14 protein-coding genes are annotated in these 16,924 nt (G+C 62.0%); 10 read left to right on the top strand and 4 right to left on the bottom strand.

Translation table 11 applies throughout. The features are described 5' to 3' along the window. Positions 1-6 precede the first annotated feature (6 nt). Complete coding sequence (locus tag CWS72_RS10545) at positions 7-1,077, top strand: extracellular solute-binding protein (RefSeq protein ID WP_101250670.1); 1,071 nt, start codon at positions 7-9, stop codon at positions 1,075-1,077. Between the two features lie 13 nt (positions 1,078-1,090). Further along, the gene (locus CWS72_RS10550) at positions 1,091-1,918 is read left to right on the top strand and encodes an ABC transporter permease (RefSeq protein ID WP_101250671.1); all 828 of its coding nucleotides are present in this window, start codon (positions 1,091-1,093) and stop codon (positions 1,916-1,918) included. A 219-nt stretch (positions 1,919-2,137) separates the two neighbouring features. Here CWS72_RS10550 and CWS72_RS10555 read toward each other — a convergent pair whose 3' ends face one another. Further along, entirely contained in the window at positions 2,138-2,563 is a 426-nt protein-coding gene (locus tag CWS72_RS10555) for a response regulator (RefSeq protein WP_101250569.1), read from the bottom strand. A gap of 390 nt (positions 2,564-2,953) precedes the next feature. Here CWS72_RS10555 and nifH point away from each other — a divergent pair, with 390 nt between their 5' ends. The 8 genes from nifH to fdxB all read left to right on the top strand — a co-directional run bounded on the left by nifH (position 2,954) and on the right by fdxB (position 11,726). Next, positions 2,954-3,841, top strand: a complete 888-nt coding sequence (gene nifH / locus CWS72_RS10560) for a nitrogenase iron protein (protein WP_101250570.1) — start codon at positions 2,954-2,956, stop codon at positions 3,839-3,841. 89 nt (positions 3,842-3,930) lie between these two features. Continuing rightward, positions 3,931-5,397 carry a nitrogenase molybdenum-iron protein alpha chain gene (nifD, locus tag CWS72_RS10565; protein WP_101250571.1) on the top strand — a complete coding sequence of 489 codons (1,467 nt, stop codon included), beginning with the start codon at positions 3,931-3,933 and terminating at the stop codon, positions 5,395-5,397. A gap of 198 nt (positions 5,398-5,595) precedes the next feature. Beyond that, entirely contained in the window at positions 5,596-7,155 is a 1,560-nt protein-coding gene (nifK, locus tag CWS72_RS10570; RefSeq protein WP_101250572.1) for a nitrogenase molybdenum-iron protein subunit beta, read from the top strand. A gap of 125 nt (positions 7,156-7,280) precedes the next feature. Beyond that, entirely contained in the window at positions 7,281-8,948 is a 1,668-nt protein-coding gene (gene nifE, locus CWS72_RS10575; RefSeq protein ID WP_101250573.1) for a nitrogenase iron-molybdenum cofactor biosynthesis protein NifE, read from the top strand. Positions 8,949-8,952: 4 nt separating this feature from the next. Further along, a complete protein-coding gene (gene nifN / locus CWS72_RS10580; protein ID WP_101250574.1) occupies positions 8,953-10,299 on the top strand; it encodes a nitrogenase iron-molybdenum cofactor biosynthesis protein NifN in 1,347 nt (448 codons plus the stop codon). A 264-nt stretch (positions 10,300-10,563) separates the two neighbouring features. Further along, on the top strand, positions 10,564-10,977 hold the full coding sequence (gene nifX / locus CWS72_RS10585) for a nitrogen fixation protein NifX (RefSeq protein ID WP_101250575.1): 414 nt from the start codon (positions 10,564-10,566) through the stop codon (positions 10,975-10,977). Beyond that, positions 10,970-11,434 (top strand): NifX-associated nitrogen fixation protein, encoded by a 465-nt coding sequence (locus CWS72_RS10590; protein ID WP_101250576.1) that lies wholly within the window; start codon positions 10,970-10,972, stop codon positions 11,432-11,434. The genes nifX and CWS72_RS10590 overlap by 8 nt, the downstream gene beginning before the upstream one ends. Positions 11,435-11,444: 10 nt before the next feature. After that, positions 11,445-11,726: a ferredoxin III, nif-specific gene (gene fdxB, locus CWS72_RS10595; protein ID WP_101250577.1), complete on the top strand. Its 282-nt coding sequence runs from the start codon at positions 11,445-11,447 to the stop codon at positions 11,724-11,726. A 10-nt stretch (positions 11,727-11,736) separates the two neighbouring features. On the opposite strand, the gene CWS72_RS10600 is transcribed toward fdxB, so the two are convergent. The 3 genes from CWS72_RS10600 to CWS72_RS10610 are packed head-to-tail and all read right to left on the bottom strand — an operon-like array spanning position 11,737 to position 16,503. Beyond that, positions 11,737-13,257, bottom strand: coding sequence for a SpoVR family protein (locus CWS72_RS10600; protein ID WP_101250578.1), 1,521 nt, complete (start codon positions 13,255-13,257; stop codon positions 11,737-11,739). Between the two features lie 5 nt (positions 13,258-13,262). Continuing rightward, on the bottom strand, positions 13,263-14,552 hold the full coding sequence (locus CWS72_RS10605) for a YeaH/YhbH family protein (protein ID WP_101250579.1): 1,290 nt from the start codon (positions 14,550-14,552) through the stop codon (positions 13,263-13,265). Positions 14,553-14,556: 4 nt separating this feature from the next. Continuing rightward, the gene (locus CWS72_RS10610; RefSeq protein ID WP_101250580.1) at positions 14,557-16,503 is read right to left on the bottom strand and encodes a PrkA family serine protein kinase; all 1,947 of its coding nucleotides are present in this window, start codon (positions 16,501-16,503) and stop codon (positions 14,557-14,559) included. Positions 16,504-16,924 lie beyond the last annotated feature (421 nt).

A 16,924-nucleotide genomic window follows, 5' to 3' on the forward strand; every position in this document is an offset into this window, starting at 1 on the left:
GAGATCATGGGGATTTGGTTTGTCCGTTTTGCGCTGTCCGCGGCGCTGCTCTTGCCGACGGTGGCCCGGGCCTTCGTGGGGCCGGAACTCTACGATGGCGAGAAGACCCTCTACGAGGCGGCGGCCAGGGAAGGCATGGTGGTGTCCTTCGACACCGGTCCGACCTGGGCCAATTGGAAGGCCCAATTCGCCAATTTCAAGAAACGCTATCCCGACCTCGAGATCGTCTATAACGACATCGGTTCGGCGGTGACGGTGGTGGCCCTTGAAAAGGCGCGCAACCGCCCGCAGGCCGACACCGCCTATTACTTTGCCGGCTCGGCGGTGGATGCGGTGGCCAAGGATGTGGTGGCGCCCTTCAAACCGGTCAATTTCGACAAGCTGCCCCCGGCCTTCCGGGAAACGGACGGGCGCTGGTTCACCATCCATACCCTGAACGTCGCCTTCCTGGTCAATACCAAGCTGGTGAAGACCGTTCCGCAATCCTGGGCCGACCTCCTGAAGCCCGATTACAAGAACAGCGTGGTCTATCTCGACCCGCGCTCGACCGGGCAGGGGCAGGTGGTGGTGTTCGCCGCCAACTTCGCCGCCGGCGGCGACATGGACGACGTCAAGCCGGGTCTCGACTATCTGGGCAGGCTGCACAAGGGCGGCAATGTGCTGCGGACCGTCGGCACCACGCCCTATGCCCAGTTCCTGAAAGGCGAGATTCCCGTCTGGATCGGTTACGAGAACGACGGGCTGAAGGCCAAATATGTCGACGGCATGGGCGACGACGTCGCCGTGGTCATCCCGAAGGAGGCCTCGGCCTCGGCGCCCTACGCCATCAGTCTGGTGAAGGGCGGGCCCAATCCCAACACCGCCCGGCTGTGGCTCAATTTCATCATGACAGAACAGGGCCAGGCGACCTTCGCCGAAGGCTTCGTGCGCCCCTCGGTGCCGGGCGTCGCCCTGCCGTCCGACATTTCCGCCAAGCTGCCGCCGGCGCCGCAGTTGAAGCCGATCGACGTCGTCAAGGCGCAAGCCGCCAAGGCCGAGATCGACAGCGGCTGGGCGCGTGCCGCGCTTGGCCAGTGAGGGAAGCCGGGCGATGATATCCCGCCGCATCACGGTCGGTTTTGTCCTGCCTTGCGCGGCGGTCTTCCTGCTGTTCTTCATCGCGCCGCTGGGCTCGATCTTCATTGAGGCGTTGGCGGACGGCATGAAGGCCTTCCGCCAGCTGTTCGCCGATCCGTTATTCTGGCGGGGCTTGCGGGGCAGCCTGATCCTCGGCCTGACGGCTCCCCTGGGCTCGGTGCTGGTCGGTTTCGGGGTGGCGTTGCATCTGTCTCGCCTGTCGGAGGGGCTGCGCACCGCGTTGATGTTCGTCATCGCCCTGCCGCTGACCTTTTCCGGCCTGATCGTCGCCTACGGCTTCATCCTGCTGTTGGGGCGCGCCGGCTTCGTCACCTTGGCCCTGGCTGAACTGGGGTTGGATCCCGCCACGGTGGGGGCCTTCATCTATACTCCGGCCGGATTGGGCCTCGCCTATGGTTATTATCTGATTCCCCGCGTCGTGATGGTGGTGCTGCCGGTCATCCGGAATTTCGACGCGAGCCAGTTGTCGGCCGCCCAAAGCCTGGGGGCGCCCGCCTGGCGGGTCTATTGGGACATCCTGCTGCCGCAGGTCTTTCCCGTCCTGCTCAGGGCCTTCTGCCTGACCTCGGCGGTGGCGATGGGAGCCTATGGAACGGCGCTCGCCCTGGTCGGAACCCAGCTCAATATCCTGCCGCTGCTGCTTTATTCGAAGATTTCCGAAACCGGCGCCGACCTGCCGTCGGCTTCGGCGCTCTCCATCGTCCTGATGGCCATCTGCTGCCTGTTCATCGGCCTGTCCGAAGCCGCCGGCGGGCTGAGAACCCGGCGCGTTCGTTCGTAAACAAGCGGAATTGAACCACCAAGACACCAAGGCACCAAGGCGTTTCGGGAAATGTCGGGCGACGGTGGTCGTTCGCCGGCGGATGATTTGAAAGCGCCGCAGGCATTCCTTTGATTATCCAACGAACTGACGCTGGAAGGACGTGGGAATGCCTGCGGCGCATTCCGTCCCCTTGGTGCCTTGGTGTCTTGGTGGTTTTCCTTAATCCTTAGCCTCGTTCTAGCCCTTCGGCTTCGACGTTAGCACCGTCAGGGGGACGATGACGGGGGTCTTGCGGCCCAGCATGATGTCCACTTTGTCGCGGACCTTTTCGACCGTCAGCGGTTTTGTCAGCAGGCCGTGCGCTCCGGGCGGCAGGCTTTGCGGCTTGTCGCCGACCAGAAGGATCCTGGCTCGCGGGAAATGGCCGGCGATCTCGCCGATCACCTCCTCCCCACGGTCCAGGACGATGCCCGTTCCCAAAAGGACAAGGTCGGGCTGGCCTTCCCGGCCTTTCGCGTAGGCCTCGTCGAGGCCGGCCAGTTCGTGGGCTTCGTTTTCATCGTGCAGCATGAATTGAAGCGCGGCCCGCGAGATCTCGTCGCTGTCGATGACGAACACGCGCTTGTTTTCAATGGCTCTCGCAATCTCGACACCGATCTGCATGTCTGGCCTCTCTGGTTGGGGTGCGTTTGCCGGAAGGTCCAAGCAATCGCCATGCCGCGTCCCACACCCTCCGATTGACCCACAAAAACGCCAAACCCTCGTCCTTCGGCCCGTCAACCGGGCATTCACTTCGGACAGTGCGGACAGCGATGTCCAATTTGAACAGATCCGAACAAAGTGACGATTCCTGAAATAATAAAGCAATATCAATATGATGATACGTTGGCACGAGCCTTGCTAATTGGATGCCGGCACGGCGGGAGGATGCCGGACGGGAAAAGCCAAGTCCGCAGTCCCGGAGCCCGCAAGTCGTGAAGGTCTTAAAAGGAATCAGGGTTGGGCGAACGAGCCCGTTGGTTGAATGGAAACCCAATCGCTAAGGAGATAGAGATGTCACTGCGTCAGATCGCATTTTACGGCAAGGGCGGTATCGGCAAATCCACCACCTCGCAAAACACCCTGGCGGCGTTGTCCGACCTCGGTCAGAAAATTCTGATCGTCGGCTGCGACCCCAAGGCCGACTCCACCCGTTTGATCCTGCATGCCAAGGCCCAGGACACCGTCCTGTCGTTGGCCGCCGAGGCCGGCTCGGTCGAGGATCTGGAACTCGAGGACGTGCTCAAGACCGGCTACAAGAACATCCGCTGCGTCGAGTCGGGTGGACCGGAGCCGGGTGTGGGCTGCGCCGGCCGCGGCGTCATCACCTCGATCAACTTCCTGGAAGAAAACGGCGCCTATGACGGCATCGACTATGTCTCCTACGACGTGCTGGGCGACGTGGTCTGCGGCGGTTTCGCCATGCCGATCCGCGAGAACAAGGCCCAGGAGATCTACATCGTCATGTCGGGCGAGATGATGGCCATGTACGCGGCCAACAACATCTCGAAGGGCATTCTGAAATACGCCAACACCGGGGGCGTCCGCCTGGGCGGCCTGGTTTGCAACGAACGCCAGACCGACAAGGAGCTGGAACTGGCCGAGGCCCTGGCCAAGAAGCTGAATTCCAAGCTGATCCACTTCGTGCCGCGCGACAACATCGTGCAGCACGCCGAACTGCGGCGCATGACCGTCATCGAATATGCGCCCGACTCCAAGCAGGCCGACGAATATCGCCAACTGGCCAAGAAGATCCATGAGAACGGCGGCAAGGGCACCATTCCGACGCCGATCACCATGGAGGAGCTGGAAGAGCTGCTGATGGAATTCGGCATCATGAAGAAGGAAGACGAATCGGTCATCGGCAAGTCGGCGGCGGATCTGGCGGCGGCGTCCGCCTGATCGGCATTCCCTAAGGCGACCGGCCTTCGCCCAAAGGCGAAACGCCGGTCGCCGAAACGGAACTCATCAAGGCAAGCGAGGGCAAGATCATGAGCTTGGCGATATCGGAAAGCATCGAAGACATCAAAGCGAGGAACAAGGACCTCATCGACGAGGTGCTGGAGGTCTATCCGGATAAAACCGCGAAAAGACGCGCCAAGCATCTGGGAACCTTCGAGGAGGGCAAGCCGGACTGCGGCGTTAAGTCCAACGTCAAGTCCATTCCCGGCGTGATGACCATCAGGGGCTGCGCCTACGCCGGGTCCAAGGGCGTGGTGTGGGGCCCGATCAAGGACATGGTGCATATCAGCCATGGTCCGGTCGGCTGTGGCCAATATTCCTGGGCGGCGCGCCGCAACTATTACATCGGCACCACCGGAATCGACAGTTTCGTCACCATGCAGTTCACCTCGGACTTCCAGGAGAAGGACATCGTCTTCGGCGGCGACAAGAAGCTCGCCAAGGTGATGGACGAGATCGTCGAACTGTTCCCGTTGAACAAGGGAATCACCGTGCAGTCGGAGTGCCCGATCGGCCTGATCGGCGACGACATCGAGGCGGTATCCAAGGCCAAGTCCAAGCAATATGGCGGCAAGACCATCGTGCCGGTCCGCTGCGAGGGCTTCCGGGGCGTTTCGCAGTCGTTGGGTCATCACATCGCCAATGACGCGGTGCGCGACTGGGTGTTCGACAAGCAGGACGGCAAGCCGGCCAAGTTCGAACAGACCGATTACGACGTCGCCATCATCGGCGATTACAACATCGGCGGCGACGCTTGGTCGTCGCGCATCCTTCTTGAGGAGATGGGTCTCAGGGTCATCGCCCAATGGTCGGGCGACGGCTCCATCGCCGAGCTCGAGGCGACGCCCAAGGCCAAGCTCAACGTGCTGCACTGCTACCGCTCGATGAACTACATCTCGCGGCACATGGAAGAGAAGTACGGGATTCCATGGGTCGAATACAATTTCTTCGGGCCCAGCAAGATCGCCGAATCGCTGCGCAAGATCGCCAGCCATTTCGACGACAAGATCAAGGACGGCGCCGAGCGGGTCATCGCCAAATACCAGCCCCTGATGGATGGGGTGATCAAGCGCTACCGGTCTCGCCTCGAAGGCAAGAAGGTCATGCTGTTCGTCGGCGGCCTGCGCCCGCGCCACGTCATCGGCGCCTACGAGGACCTGGGCATGGAGGTGGTCGGCACCGGCTACGAGTTCGGCCACAACGACGACTATCAGCGGACCACCCACTACATCAAGGACGGCACGCTGATCTATGACGATGTGACCGGCTACGAATTCGAGAAGTTCGTCGAAAAGGTCCAGCCCGATCTGGTCGGTTCCGGCATCAAGGAAAAGTACGTCTTCCAGAAGATGGGCGTGCCGTTCCGCCAGATGCATTCCTGGGACTATTCCGGCCCCTATCACGGCTATGACGGCTTCGCCATCTTCGCCCGCGACATGGACATGGCGATCAACGCGCCGGTCTGGAACCTGTCGAAGGCTGACCCGCTGCCCTGAAGGAGGTGTGGGGCGGGTGTCCGAGTCGCGCGTTGTTTCAGTTTCAGTGGCACCGGCGTCCCTGCCGGTGTTCCGGCGGAGCCGGAAAGTTCCGGGAATTCCGCCTGTCGGCGGACACCGGCAGAGACGCCGGTGCCACTGCGATTGAGATAGTTCGGTTCGGATGTCCGCCCGCACCACGATGATGAGGATTGAAAAATGACCCAGAGCGCCGAACACATACTCGATCACGTCGATCTCTTCCGGCAGCCCGAATACAAGGAGATGCTGGAGAACAAACGGAAGAATTTCGAAGAGCCCGTGCCCGACGCGGAACGGGACCAGGTCCGCGAATGGACCAAGACCTGGGAATACCGCGAGAAGAACTTCAGCCGGGAGGCATTGACGGTCAATCCCGCCAAGGCCTGCCAACCCCTGGGCGCCGTTTTCGCCGCCGTCGGTTTCGAAAGCACGCTGCCCTTCGTCCATGGCAGTCAGGGCTGCGTCGCCTATTACCGCAGCCATTTCTCCCGTCATTTCAAGGAGCCCAGCTCCTGCGTCTCCTCGTCGATGACCGAGGACGCGGCGGTGTTCGGCGGCCTGAAGAACATGATCGACGGCCTGGCCAATGCGCATGCCCTCTACAAGCCGAAGATGATTTCAGTCTCCACCACCTGCATGGCCGAGGTGATCGGCGACGACTTGAACGCCTTCATCAAGAACGCCAAGGAAGAAGGTTCGGTGCCGAAGGACTTCGACGTCCCCTACGCCCATACGCCGGCCTTCGTCGGCAGCCACATCACCGGCTATGACAATGTGATGAAGGGCATCTTCGAGCATTTCTGGGGCGGCAAGGCGGGCACGGAGGCGCCGCTGGTCCGTCAGCCGAACGAGAAGATCAATTTCATCGGCGGCTTCGACGGTTACACCGTCGGCAATCTGCGCGAGATCAAGCGCATCTTCGAGCTGATGGACGTCGACTACACCATCCTCTCCGACAATTCCGACGTCTGGGACACCCCCGCCGACGGCCAGTTCCGTATGTATGACGGCGGCACCACGCTCGAGGACGCCGCCAACGCGATCCACGCCAAGGCGACCCTTTCGATGCAGGCCTTCTGCTCCGAGAAGACCGGCGAATATATCGCCGGAACCGGCCAGGAGGTGGTCAGTTTCAACCATCCCGTCGGCGTTGCCGGAACCGACAAATTTCTTCGCGAAGTGGCCCGGATCACCGGCAAGTCGGTGCCCGAGGCCTTGCGCAAGGAGCGCGGACGCCTGATCGACGCCATCGCCGATTCGAGCGCCCACATCCACGGCAAGCGTTTCGCCATCTACGGCGATCCCGACCTGACCCTGGGCTTGGCGGGCTTCCTGATGGAATTGGGGGCGGAGCCGGTGCATGTGCTGTCGACCAACGGCGGCAAGGCCTGGGAAGCCGAGATGGACAAGCTGTTCGCCAGCTCGCCCTTCGGCAAGAACTGCCACGCCTACGCCGGCAAGGATCTTTGGCATATGCGTTCGCTGCTGTTCACCGAGCCGGTGGACTTCCTGATCGGCAACACCTACGGCAAATATCTCGAACGCGATACCGGAACACCGTTGATCCGCATCGGCTTCCCGGTGTTCGACCGCCATCACCACCACCGCTATCCGGTGTGGGGCTACCAGGGCGGGCTCAATGTCCTGGTGTGGATCCTCGACAAGATCTTCGACGTCCTGGACCAGAACACCATCGTCGCCTCCAAGACCGACTACAGCTACGACATCATCCGGTAATCGCTTGTTGGCGTCCTTTTCCTGTCGTCACCCCCGGGCTTGACCCGGGGGTCCATGGATTGCCGGGTCAAGCCCGGCAATGACGAAAAAAGAGTCGGGGCTTCCTGCCGCTGAAGGAGACTGTCATGAGCACGCTTGCCAGCAAGATTCAGGAGGTTTTCGCCGAGCCGGGGTGCGGCAAAAACCAGGGCAAGTCGGAAAAGGAGCGGAAAAAGGGCTGCACCAAGCAGTTGAAACCGGGCGCGGCAGCCGGCGGCTGCGCCTTCGACGGGGCCAAGATCGCCCTGCAGCCGATCACCGACGTCGCCCATCTGGTGCACGGGCCGATCGCCTGCGAGGGCAATTCCTGGGACAACCGCGGCGCCAAGTCGTCGGGGCCGCAGGTCTACCGGACCGGCTTCACCACCGACATCGGCGAACAGGACGTGATTTTCGGCGGCGAGAAGCGGCTTTACAAATCCATCAAGGAAATCATCGAGAAATACGATCCGCCGGCGGTCTTCGTCTATCAGACCTGCGTGCCGGCGATGATCGGCGACGATATCGGCGCGGTCTGCAAGGCGGCCAGCGAACGTCTCGGCAAGCCGGTGATCCCGATCAATTCGCCGGGCTTCGTCGGGCCGAAGAACCTCGGCAACAAACTGGCCGGCGAGGCGCTGCTCGATTACGTCATCGGCACCGAGGAGCCCGAGGTCACCACGCCCTACGACATCAACATCATCGGCGAATACAATCTGGCCGGCGAATTGTGGCAGGTCAAACCGCTGCTCGACGAGCTTGGAATCCGCATCCTTTCCTGCATCTCGGGCGACGCCCGCTATCACGAGGTGGCCTCCTCGCACCGGGCGCGGGCGGCCATGATGGTCTGCTCGAAAGCGATGATCAACGTCGCCCGCAAGATGGAGGAGCGTTACCAGATCCCCTTCTTCGAGGGGTCCTTCTACGGCATCGGCGACATGAGCGAGTCGCTGCGCGAGATCGCCCGCCTGCTGGTCGAGCGCGGCGCGCCGGACGAGCTTCTCGGCCGCACCGAGGCCTTGATCGCGCGCGAGGAGGCGCGGGCCTGGGAGCGTCTGGCGCCCTACAAGAAGCGTCTTGGCGGCAAGCGCGTGCTGCTGATCACCGGCGGCGTCAAATCCTGGTCGGTGGTCGCCGCGCTGCAGGAGGTCGGCATCGAGATCGTCGGCACCAGCGTCAAGAAGTCGACCAAGGAGGACAAGGAGCGCATCAAGGAACTGATGGGCGACGACGCCCATATGATCGACGATATGAGCCCCCGCGAGATGTACAAGATGCTGAAAGAGGCCCGCGCCGACATCATGCTGTCGGGGGGCCGTTCGCAGTTCGTCGCGCTGAAGGCCAAGATGCCCTGGCTCGACATCAATCAGGAACGCCATCACGCCTATGCCGGCTACGAGGGGATGGTCGATCTGGTGGCCGAAATCGACAAGGCGCTGTCCAATCCCATCTGGGGTCAGGTCCGCAAGGCCGCCCCCTGGGACGAAACCACTTGGGAGCAGCGGGCCGATCAGGCGATCGCCGAGGAACTGGCCGCCGCCGAGCGCGATCCCGTCGCCGCCCGGGAAAAGGCGCGGGCGCGGCAGATCTGCAATTGCAAGGCGATCACCGCCGGCGAGATCGAGGACGCGATCCTCGCCGACCGCCTCATCCGGGTCGAGGAGATCGTCGAGAGGACCCATGCCGGCAGCGGCTGCGGCGGCTGCGCTCCGCGCATCGGGGCGATCCTGGCCAATTTCGAGGCCCAGGCGGCGCTTTCCCAGGCGGTGAGGTAAATCCATGCTGAGCACATCAAAAAAGGCCTGCACGGTCAATCCGTTGAAAATGAGCCAGCCGATCGGCGCCGCCCTGGCCTTCATGGGCTTGAAGGGCGCCATGCCGCTGCTGCACGGCAGTCAGGGCTGCACCTCCTTCGGCCTGGTGCTGTTCGTCCGTCACTTCCGCGAGGCGATCCCCTTGCAGACCACGGCGATGAGCGAGGTGGCGACGGTGATCGGCGGGCTGGAGAACGTCGAACAGGCGGTGGTCAACATCGTCAGCCGCACCAAGCCCGAGATCATCGGCATCTGTTCGACCGGCGTCACCGAAACCAAGGGCGACGACGTCGAGGGATTCATCCGGGCCATCCGCCAAAAGCATCCGGAGCTCGACGGCGTGGCCCTGGTCAGCGTTTCCACACCCGATTTCAAGGATGCCTTCCAGGACGGCTGGGCCAAGGCGGTGACCCGCATGATCGATCAACTGGTCCTGCCGGCGGCGCCCGACGTCCAGCGCCATCCGCGCCGGCTCAATGTGTTGGCGGGATGTCATCTCACCCCGGGCGACATCGACGAATTGCGCGACATCTTCGAAAGCTTCGGCCTGGAGCCGTTGTTCCTGCCCGATCTTTCGGGCTCCCTCGACGGTCACCTGCCCGACGATTTCACGCCGACCACCCTGGGCGGCATCGGCGTCGCCGAGATCGCCGGCATGGGCCAGTCCTCCTGGATCCTGGCCATCGGCGAGCAGATGCGCGGCGCCGCCGAGCTTTTGAGTGAAAAGTCGGGGCTGCCCTTCACCTTGTTCGACCGCTTGACCGGCTTGTCCTCCAGCGACGATCTGATGGCCTGGCTGGCTCGCATCAGCGGTCGTCCGGTGCCGCTGAAGTTCCGCCGCCAACGCAGCCAGTTGGTCGACGCCATGCTGGACGGCCATTTTCATTTCGGCGGCAAGAAGGTGGCGATCGGCGCCGAACCCGATCTGCTGTGGGCCGTCGGTTCCTGGCTCACCGAAATGGGATGCGAGATCCGGGCCGCGGTGACCACCACCCAGTCGGCCCGTCTGGAGGACCTGCCGAGCGGGGCCACGCTGATCGGCGATCTGGAGGACCTGGAGGGGATGGCATCCGACTGCGACCTGCTGATCACCCATTCCCATGGCCGGCAGGCGGCGGAGCGGCTCGAGATCCCCTTCTTCCGGCTGGGCATTCCCACCTTCGACCGGCTGGGGGCGGGCCATCAATTGACGGTCGGCTATCGCGGCACGCGCTCGCTGATTTTCGACATCGGCAACCTGTTTATCGCCCAGGCCCATGAACCAAACCCGGGGACGTGGCGTTTACCGGAGGAGGTTATGGCGAGTGCATAAGGAATTTGAACCACCAAGACACCAAGGCACCAAGGCGCTTTCCGAAACATCCGGCGACGGATGGCCGCAAATTTGCGCCGCAGGCATTCGTTCGCTTATCCCGAGCACTGCCGCGGGAAGGACGGGGAAATGCCTGCGGCGCATTCCGTCCCCTTGGTGCCTTGGTGTCTTGGTGGTTCACCGCCGTCTCAAACAGGTACGGCCGGGAAACGACGGGATCAGCCATTTTCCTATATTTCAGGGACCGAAGGTCGAGGAGGGCTCATGAAAATCGCATTCGCCACGCAGGACCTGAAGAGGGTCGACGCCCATTTCGGCTGGGCGAAGAATATCGCCATCTATGAATTGGGGCCCGAGGGCAGCCACTTCATCGAAGCCGTCGAATTCGCCGGCGATTTGCAGGAGGACGGCAACGAGGACAAGCTGGCCCCGAAAATCGATGCCATCAAGGATTGCGCGATCCTCTATGTGGCCGCCATCGGCGGATCGGGGGCGGCGCGGGTGGTGGCCAACAATATCCATCCGATGAAGGTGGCCCAGCCCGAAGAGATCAGCGATCTGCTGGAGCAACTCTCCAAGGTTTTAAGGGGAACGCCGCCGCCCTGGCTGCGCAAGGCGATGCTGAAGGGGCAGGAGCGGGTTATTGATTTCGAGGACGAGGAGGCGGGTCATGGCTGAGGCGGCGACAATCGAGACACCGGTCATCGAGGGTGTTTTCCTCAAGGAACTGGTCAAGCAATGGCGGGCCCAGGACGCCCACGGCGCCTGGGACAAGAAGAGCGATTTCGATCTGCTCAGGCCCTATCTGGTCGACAAGGCGACCCGGCGACAGATGCCGATCATCGGCGACCCGGACCCCGAGACCCTGTGGCGGATGGAGCTGTTCTACAACGCCGTCGGTCTGGCCATCGAGCAGGCCACCGGCATCATGGTCTCACCGATGATGAAGATGCATCACGAGGGGTTCGGCAAGGTGATGCTGACCGCCGGCAGGCTGATCGTCGGCCTCAAGCATTTGCGCGACGTTCATCGTTTCGGTTTCGACGATCTGGCCGCCCTGGCGGCGGAAGGCGAGAAGCTGACGGCGGCGGGGATCGAGATGATCGAGAAATATCCCGAAGTCGCCCGGATCTGAGGAGGGGGCAATGGGAGCGCTCAGCCGCGACGGCCGGACCTGGACTCCGGACTACCTTCTGGACATCGACGCCGAGACCTGCATCGGCTGCGGCCGTTGTTTCAAGGTGTGCGGTCGCGGCGTGATGAGCCTGCGGGGCGTGACCGAGGACGGCGATCTGGTCGATCCGGAGGAGGACGATATCGAGCGCAAGGTGATGTCGCTGGTGGACGCGGGCGCCTGCATCGGTTGCGGCGCCTGCGCCCGCGTCTGTCCGAAGAACTGCCAGAGCCACGGAGACCGGCCGATGTGAGTGGGGGCTCTCAGGCCTCGAATTCCCCGTCGGCGAAGGGCTTGCCGGTCTGGGCGTTGATTTCCGTCAGGCGGACGCCGTAGCCCCACAGGCTTTGGATGTGCTGAAGGGTGCGTCGGGCCGAGGCCGCGCTCAATCGCTGGCCGTCATGGACGCGGTTTTCGATGAGCAGTTTGCGATCCCCGGCCAGATTGGCGCCGACGATCTCGATTTCCGGGTCGGAGCGCGCGCATTCGTATCCACGGGCCAACATGGCGCGGATATCGCGGTAGCCTTGCTCGTCGTGGATCGCCGCGACTTCGAAATAGGGCACGCCGGCCTCGTCCCTGAGGGCGATCATCCGGAAGTCGCGGATCACCTTGGGGCTCAAATACTGCAAAAGGAAGCTTTCGTCGCGATACTGCGCCCAGATGTCGCGCAATGTTCCGAAGGGATCGCCATTGCCAGCCATGTCGGGGAACCAGGCCCGGTCTTCCCCCGTGGGGTCTGTGCAGATCCGCTGGATGTCGCGCATGACGGCGAACCCGAGGGCATAGGGATTCATGCCGCCATAGCGGGGATCGGTGAAGGGGGGCTGGAATGCCACCGAGCTGTGGGAGTGGATGAATTCGAGGAAGGCGCCGTCGTCGATCAACCGCCGCTCGTGCAGGCGGGTCATGATCTCGTAATGGACGAAGGTGGCGCATCCCTCGTTCATCACCTTGGTTTGCCGCTGCGGGTAGAAATATTGCGACAGATTGCGGACGATTCTCAGGATCTCGCGTTCCCAGCCGCGCAGGGCGGGGGAGTTCTTTTCCAGAAAATAGAGGAGGTTCTCCTCGGGGAATTCGATGGGCTGGTTGCGATCCTCGTCGGGGATCGCCTCCTCGGCCGGCACTTCGTCGGCCTTGTTTCCCGGAACCGTCGTCCATAGCGGGTTCCAGGTGGTCTGTTCGTAATTCCGCCGTTCCTTCTCGCGGGCCAGTTCCTCGGCCAGGCTGCGCCGCGGATGCCGGGCGTAGCGGTTGACGCCCTGCGTCTGCAAGGCGTGGGCGGCGTCGAGAACATGTTCCACCGCCTCGACGCCATGACGTTCCTCGCAACTGGCGATGAAGTCGCGGGCGAAGGTCAGGTAATCGAGAATGGCCGTCGCATCCGTCCATTGGCGGAACAGATTGTTGTTCTTGAAGAAGTGGTTGTGCCCGAAAGCGGCGTGGGCCAGGACCAGCGTCTGCATGGTCATGGAGTTCTCTTCCATGATGTAGCAGATGCAAGGGTCGGAATTGATGACGATCTCGTAGGCCAATCCCTGGTAACCCTTGCGGTAGAGCGCCTCGTCGTGGATGAAGCGCTTGCCGAAGGACCAGTGGCGGTAGAGGATCGGCAGACCGTTCGAGGCATAGGCGTCGAGCATCTGCGTGGAGGTGATCACCTCGATCTGGTTGGGATAGGTGTCGAGGCCCAGATCCTCGGTTGCGATCTGGGCGACGGCGTCATAGGCCCGGCGCAGTTTGTCGAAATTCCATTCACGGCCTTCGTAAAGCAGGGTCATTGGCGTCAGGCCTTCTGGTTGATGCCGCTGCGCGAGAACAGTTCGTGGAAAACGCCGAAGATCTCTCCGGCGGAATTGGCCCGTCGCATCGCCAGGGGGACACTCGATCCGAGCAGCGTCTCGTAGGTTCGCCACAGATCGCTGATGTCCTGGAAGCCGCCGTGATCCTCGGAGGGCGGGTCGCTGACCTCCAGATAGGCGAAATATTGGCAGGCGGGCAGCAGGCTGGCGGTCATCGCCGACAGCACGCGGTCGCGGTCGGACGACATATTGTCCCCGTCCGAGGCCTGGGCGATATAGATGTTCCATCCATCGATCGGATAGCGTTCGGCGATGATCCGGCTCGCCGCATCCAACGCGCTGGAGACTAGGGTTCCCCCGGTTTCCCGCGAGGTGAAGAAGGTGTCCTCGTCGACTTCCTTGGCTTCGTGGGTATGGCGGATGAAGACGATGTCGACCGCCTCGTAGCGCCGCTGGAGAAACAGGTAGAGCAACATGAAGAAGCGTTTCGCCAGATCCTTCATATGCTCGTTCATCGAGCCCGAGACATCCATCAGGCAGAACATCACCGCCTGCGCGATGGGAACGGGCCTCGCCTCGAAGCGGCGATAGCGCACGTCGACCGGATCGACCCAGGGAATGGCGCGCTGGCGGCGCCGCAGCCGGGCGTGTTCCTCTTTCAGCCTGGCCACGGTCTCCTCGTCCCCGGCGGCCTCGGCCTCGGCGAGGCGCGCCTCCATCTCCTCGACGTCCTCGTCCCTCGGTCGGCTCAACGCCAGCCGGCGGGCCATGCTGTTGCGCATGGTGCGGACCACGTCCAGGGACTGCGGGCCGCCCGAGACGCTGAATCCGGCGCGGGAGGGGACGCTGGACACCGTTTGCATCAGCCGTCGCTTGACCATGTCAGGCAGTTCCAGATCCTCGAAGAAGATGTCGAGGAACTCCTCGCGGCTCAAGGAGAAGGTGAAGGCGTCTTCGCCTTCACCCGAATCGCTGGCCTGATTGCCTTCGCCGTCCCCCCCACCTGGGCGGGGGATGCGGTCACCCTTGACCAGTTTAGGGTTGCCGGGCCAGACGACGTCGCGCACGCCGCTCGAGCCCTTGCGAAAGGACGGTTCTCCGATACCTTCCACCGGTACCGGAACCGATTGTTCCGCATCGATCTCCCTCACGCGACGTCCCGTGATGGACTGCGCCACCGCCTTTCTGACTTGCGACTTGAGACGCCGCAGCAGTCGCTGCCGGTTGGGCAGGCTTTTGCCTTTGGGGTTGAGCCGGCGATCGATGATGTTCATGGCGTCATCCCGCTTTGTCGACCCGCATGTACCATTCCACCAGACGGCGGACCTGGCGTTCGGTGTAGCCGCGCGAGACCATCCGTTCGACGAAGTCGTGATGTTTCTTCTCGGTGTCGCTGTCCTGTTTGGTGCCGAAACTGATTACGGGCAACAGATCCTCCACCTGGCTGAACATCCGTTTCTCGATGACGTTCCTGATCTTTTCGTAAGAGGTCCAGGAGGGCGTTTGGCCGCCCTGGCTGGCCCGCGCGCGAAGAACGAACTTCACCACCTCGTTGCGGAAGTCGCGGGGATTGGCGATGCCCGCCGGCTTCTCGATCTTCGAGAGTTCCTGGTCGAGCAGGATCCGGTTCATCATCTGGCCGGTGTCGGGATCCTTGAAATCCTGATCCTCGATCCAGGCGTCGGCATAGGTGATATAGCGCTCGAACAGGTTCTGCCCGTAATCCGAATAGGATTCGAGATAGGCCTTCTGGATTTCATGGCCGATGAGCTCGGCATATTTCGGTGCCAGCAGCCCCTTGATGAAATCGAGCAGTTTCTTTTCGGTTTCTTCGGGGTACTGCTCGCGCTGGATGGCCTGTTCCAGGATATACATCAGATGGACCGGGTCGGCGGCGATTTCGTGGCTGTCGTAGTTGAAGGTCTGCGACAGCACCTTGAAGGAGAAGCGGGTCGAGACGCCTTCCATGCCTTCGTCGAGGCCGGCCGTGTCCCGATATTCCTGGACCGTGCGCGATTTGGGATCGGTCTCCTTGAGGTTATCGCCGTCATAGGCGCGCATCTTGCTCAGCAGGGCGGAGTTTTCATGCTCCTTCAAGCGCGAAAGCACGGCGAACTGCGCCAGCATCTCCAAGGTGCCGGGAGCGCAGGAGGCGTTGGCCAGATCGCTGGAACGCAACAGTTTCTCGTAGATCTTGGTTTCCTCGGTGACCCGCAGGCAATAGGGCACCTTGATCACGCAAATGCGGTCGATGAAGGCTTCGTTGTTGCGATTGTTGCGGAAGGTATGCCATTCGGCCTCGTTGGAATGGGCGAGGATGATGCCCTGGAACGGCATGCCGCCGATGTTTTCCGTGCCGACATAGTTGCCCTCCTGCGTCGCCGTCAGCAGGGGGTGGAGCATCTTGATCGGCGCCTTGAACATTTCGACGAATTCCAGGATACCCTGGTTGGCTCGGTTGAGGCCCCCTGAGAAGCTATAGGCGTCGGCGTCGTTCTGGCTGTGGGTTTCCAGCTTGCGGATGTCGACCTTGCCGACCAGACTCGAAATGTCCTGATTGTTCTCGTCGCCCGGTTCGGTCTTGGCGATGCCGATCTGGCGAAGGCGGGACGGCGTCAGCCGGACGACGTGGAATTTCCGCAAATCGCCGCCGAATTCATCGAGGCGCTTGACCGCCCAGGGCGACATGATGCCGGTCAGCCGGCGTTTGGGGATGCCGTAATTCTTTTCGAGCTCGACCCCCATCACATCCGGGTCGAAGAGCCCCAGGGGGCTCTCGAAAATCGGACTGACCTCGTCGCCGGCCTTCAGGACGTAGATGGGATGACTTTCCATCAGGAACTTGAGCCGTTCGGCCAGCGACGACTTGCCGCCGCCCACCGGGCCCAACAGATAGAGGATCTGCTTGCGTTCCTCCAAGCCCTGCGCGGCATGGCGGAAGAAGCCAACGATCCGTTCGATGGTGTCTTCCATGCCGTAGAATTCGGCGAAGGCCGGATAAACCTTGATGGTGCGGTTCAGAAAAATGCGGGACAGCCTGGGGTCCTTGGCCGTATCGATGATCTCCGGTTCACCGATGGCCTCGAGCATCCGCTCATGGGCGGAGGCGTAGACCGAAGGGTCCTTGCGGCAAAGATCGAGATAAGCTTCGAGCGTCAGGTCCACCTCCCGGCGGGCCTCGTAGCGATCGGCGAAAGTCTGAAAGAGGTCTGCGCTCATGTGCATCTCCGAGCAAACCGGGTCAGTCCGCTATTATTTCTGCCAAGCGGTGGACTCGGATGGGTAGACGACGGCATGTCATCCTACCTCCATCATATGAAGAATAGGTTGATTTATCCCGTCTGCAAAGCGCGTGCCGAGGGGGTGGACGACCCCTCCGGCCTGCGGAAGCCGTGGAAAGGAGAAGTGTCTCATTACCAAGACTTGGAGATGGGAAGACAGCGCTTCAATAGACCATCGGCAAAGTTAATCTTTCTTTTTGTTGATCTCGGCGCGATGCGAGTAATGTTCTGCTAATTTGGGCATCGTACAACCCTCGGTTATTTTAGAGTCGATCAAAGATAGAGTCGGCGCCGAATGACCGATTCGCAGGCGTTGTGGTGGGGGGTGCCCAATGGATGGGCATTCGTGATCCGGTGGCGGTTGT

The sequence above is a fragment of the Telmatospirillum siberiense genome (genome assembly GCF_002845745.1).
Classification (GTDB): Bacteria; Pseudomonadota; Alphaproteobacteria; order Rhodospirillales; family Magnetospirillaceae; genus Telmatospirillum; species Telmatospirillum siberiense.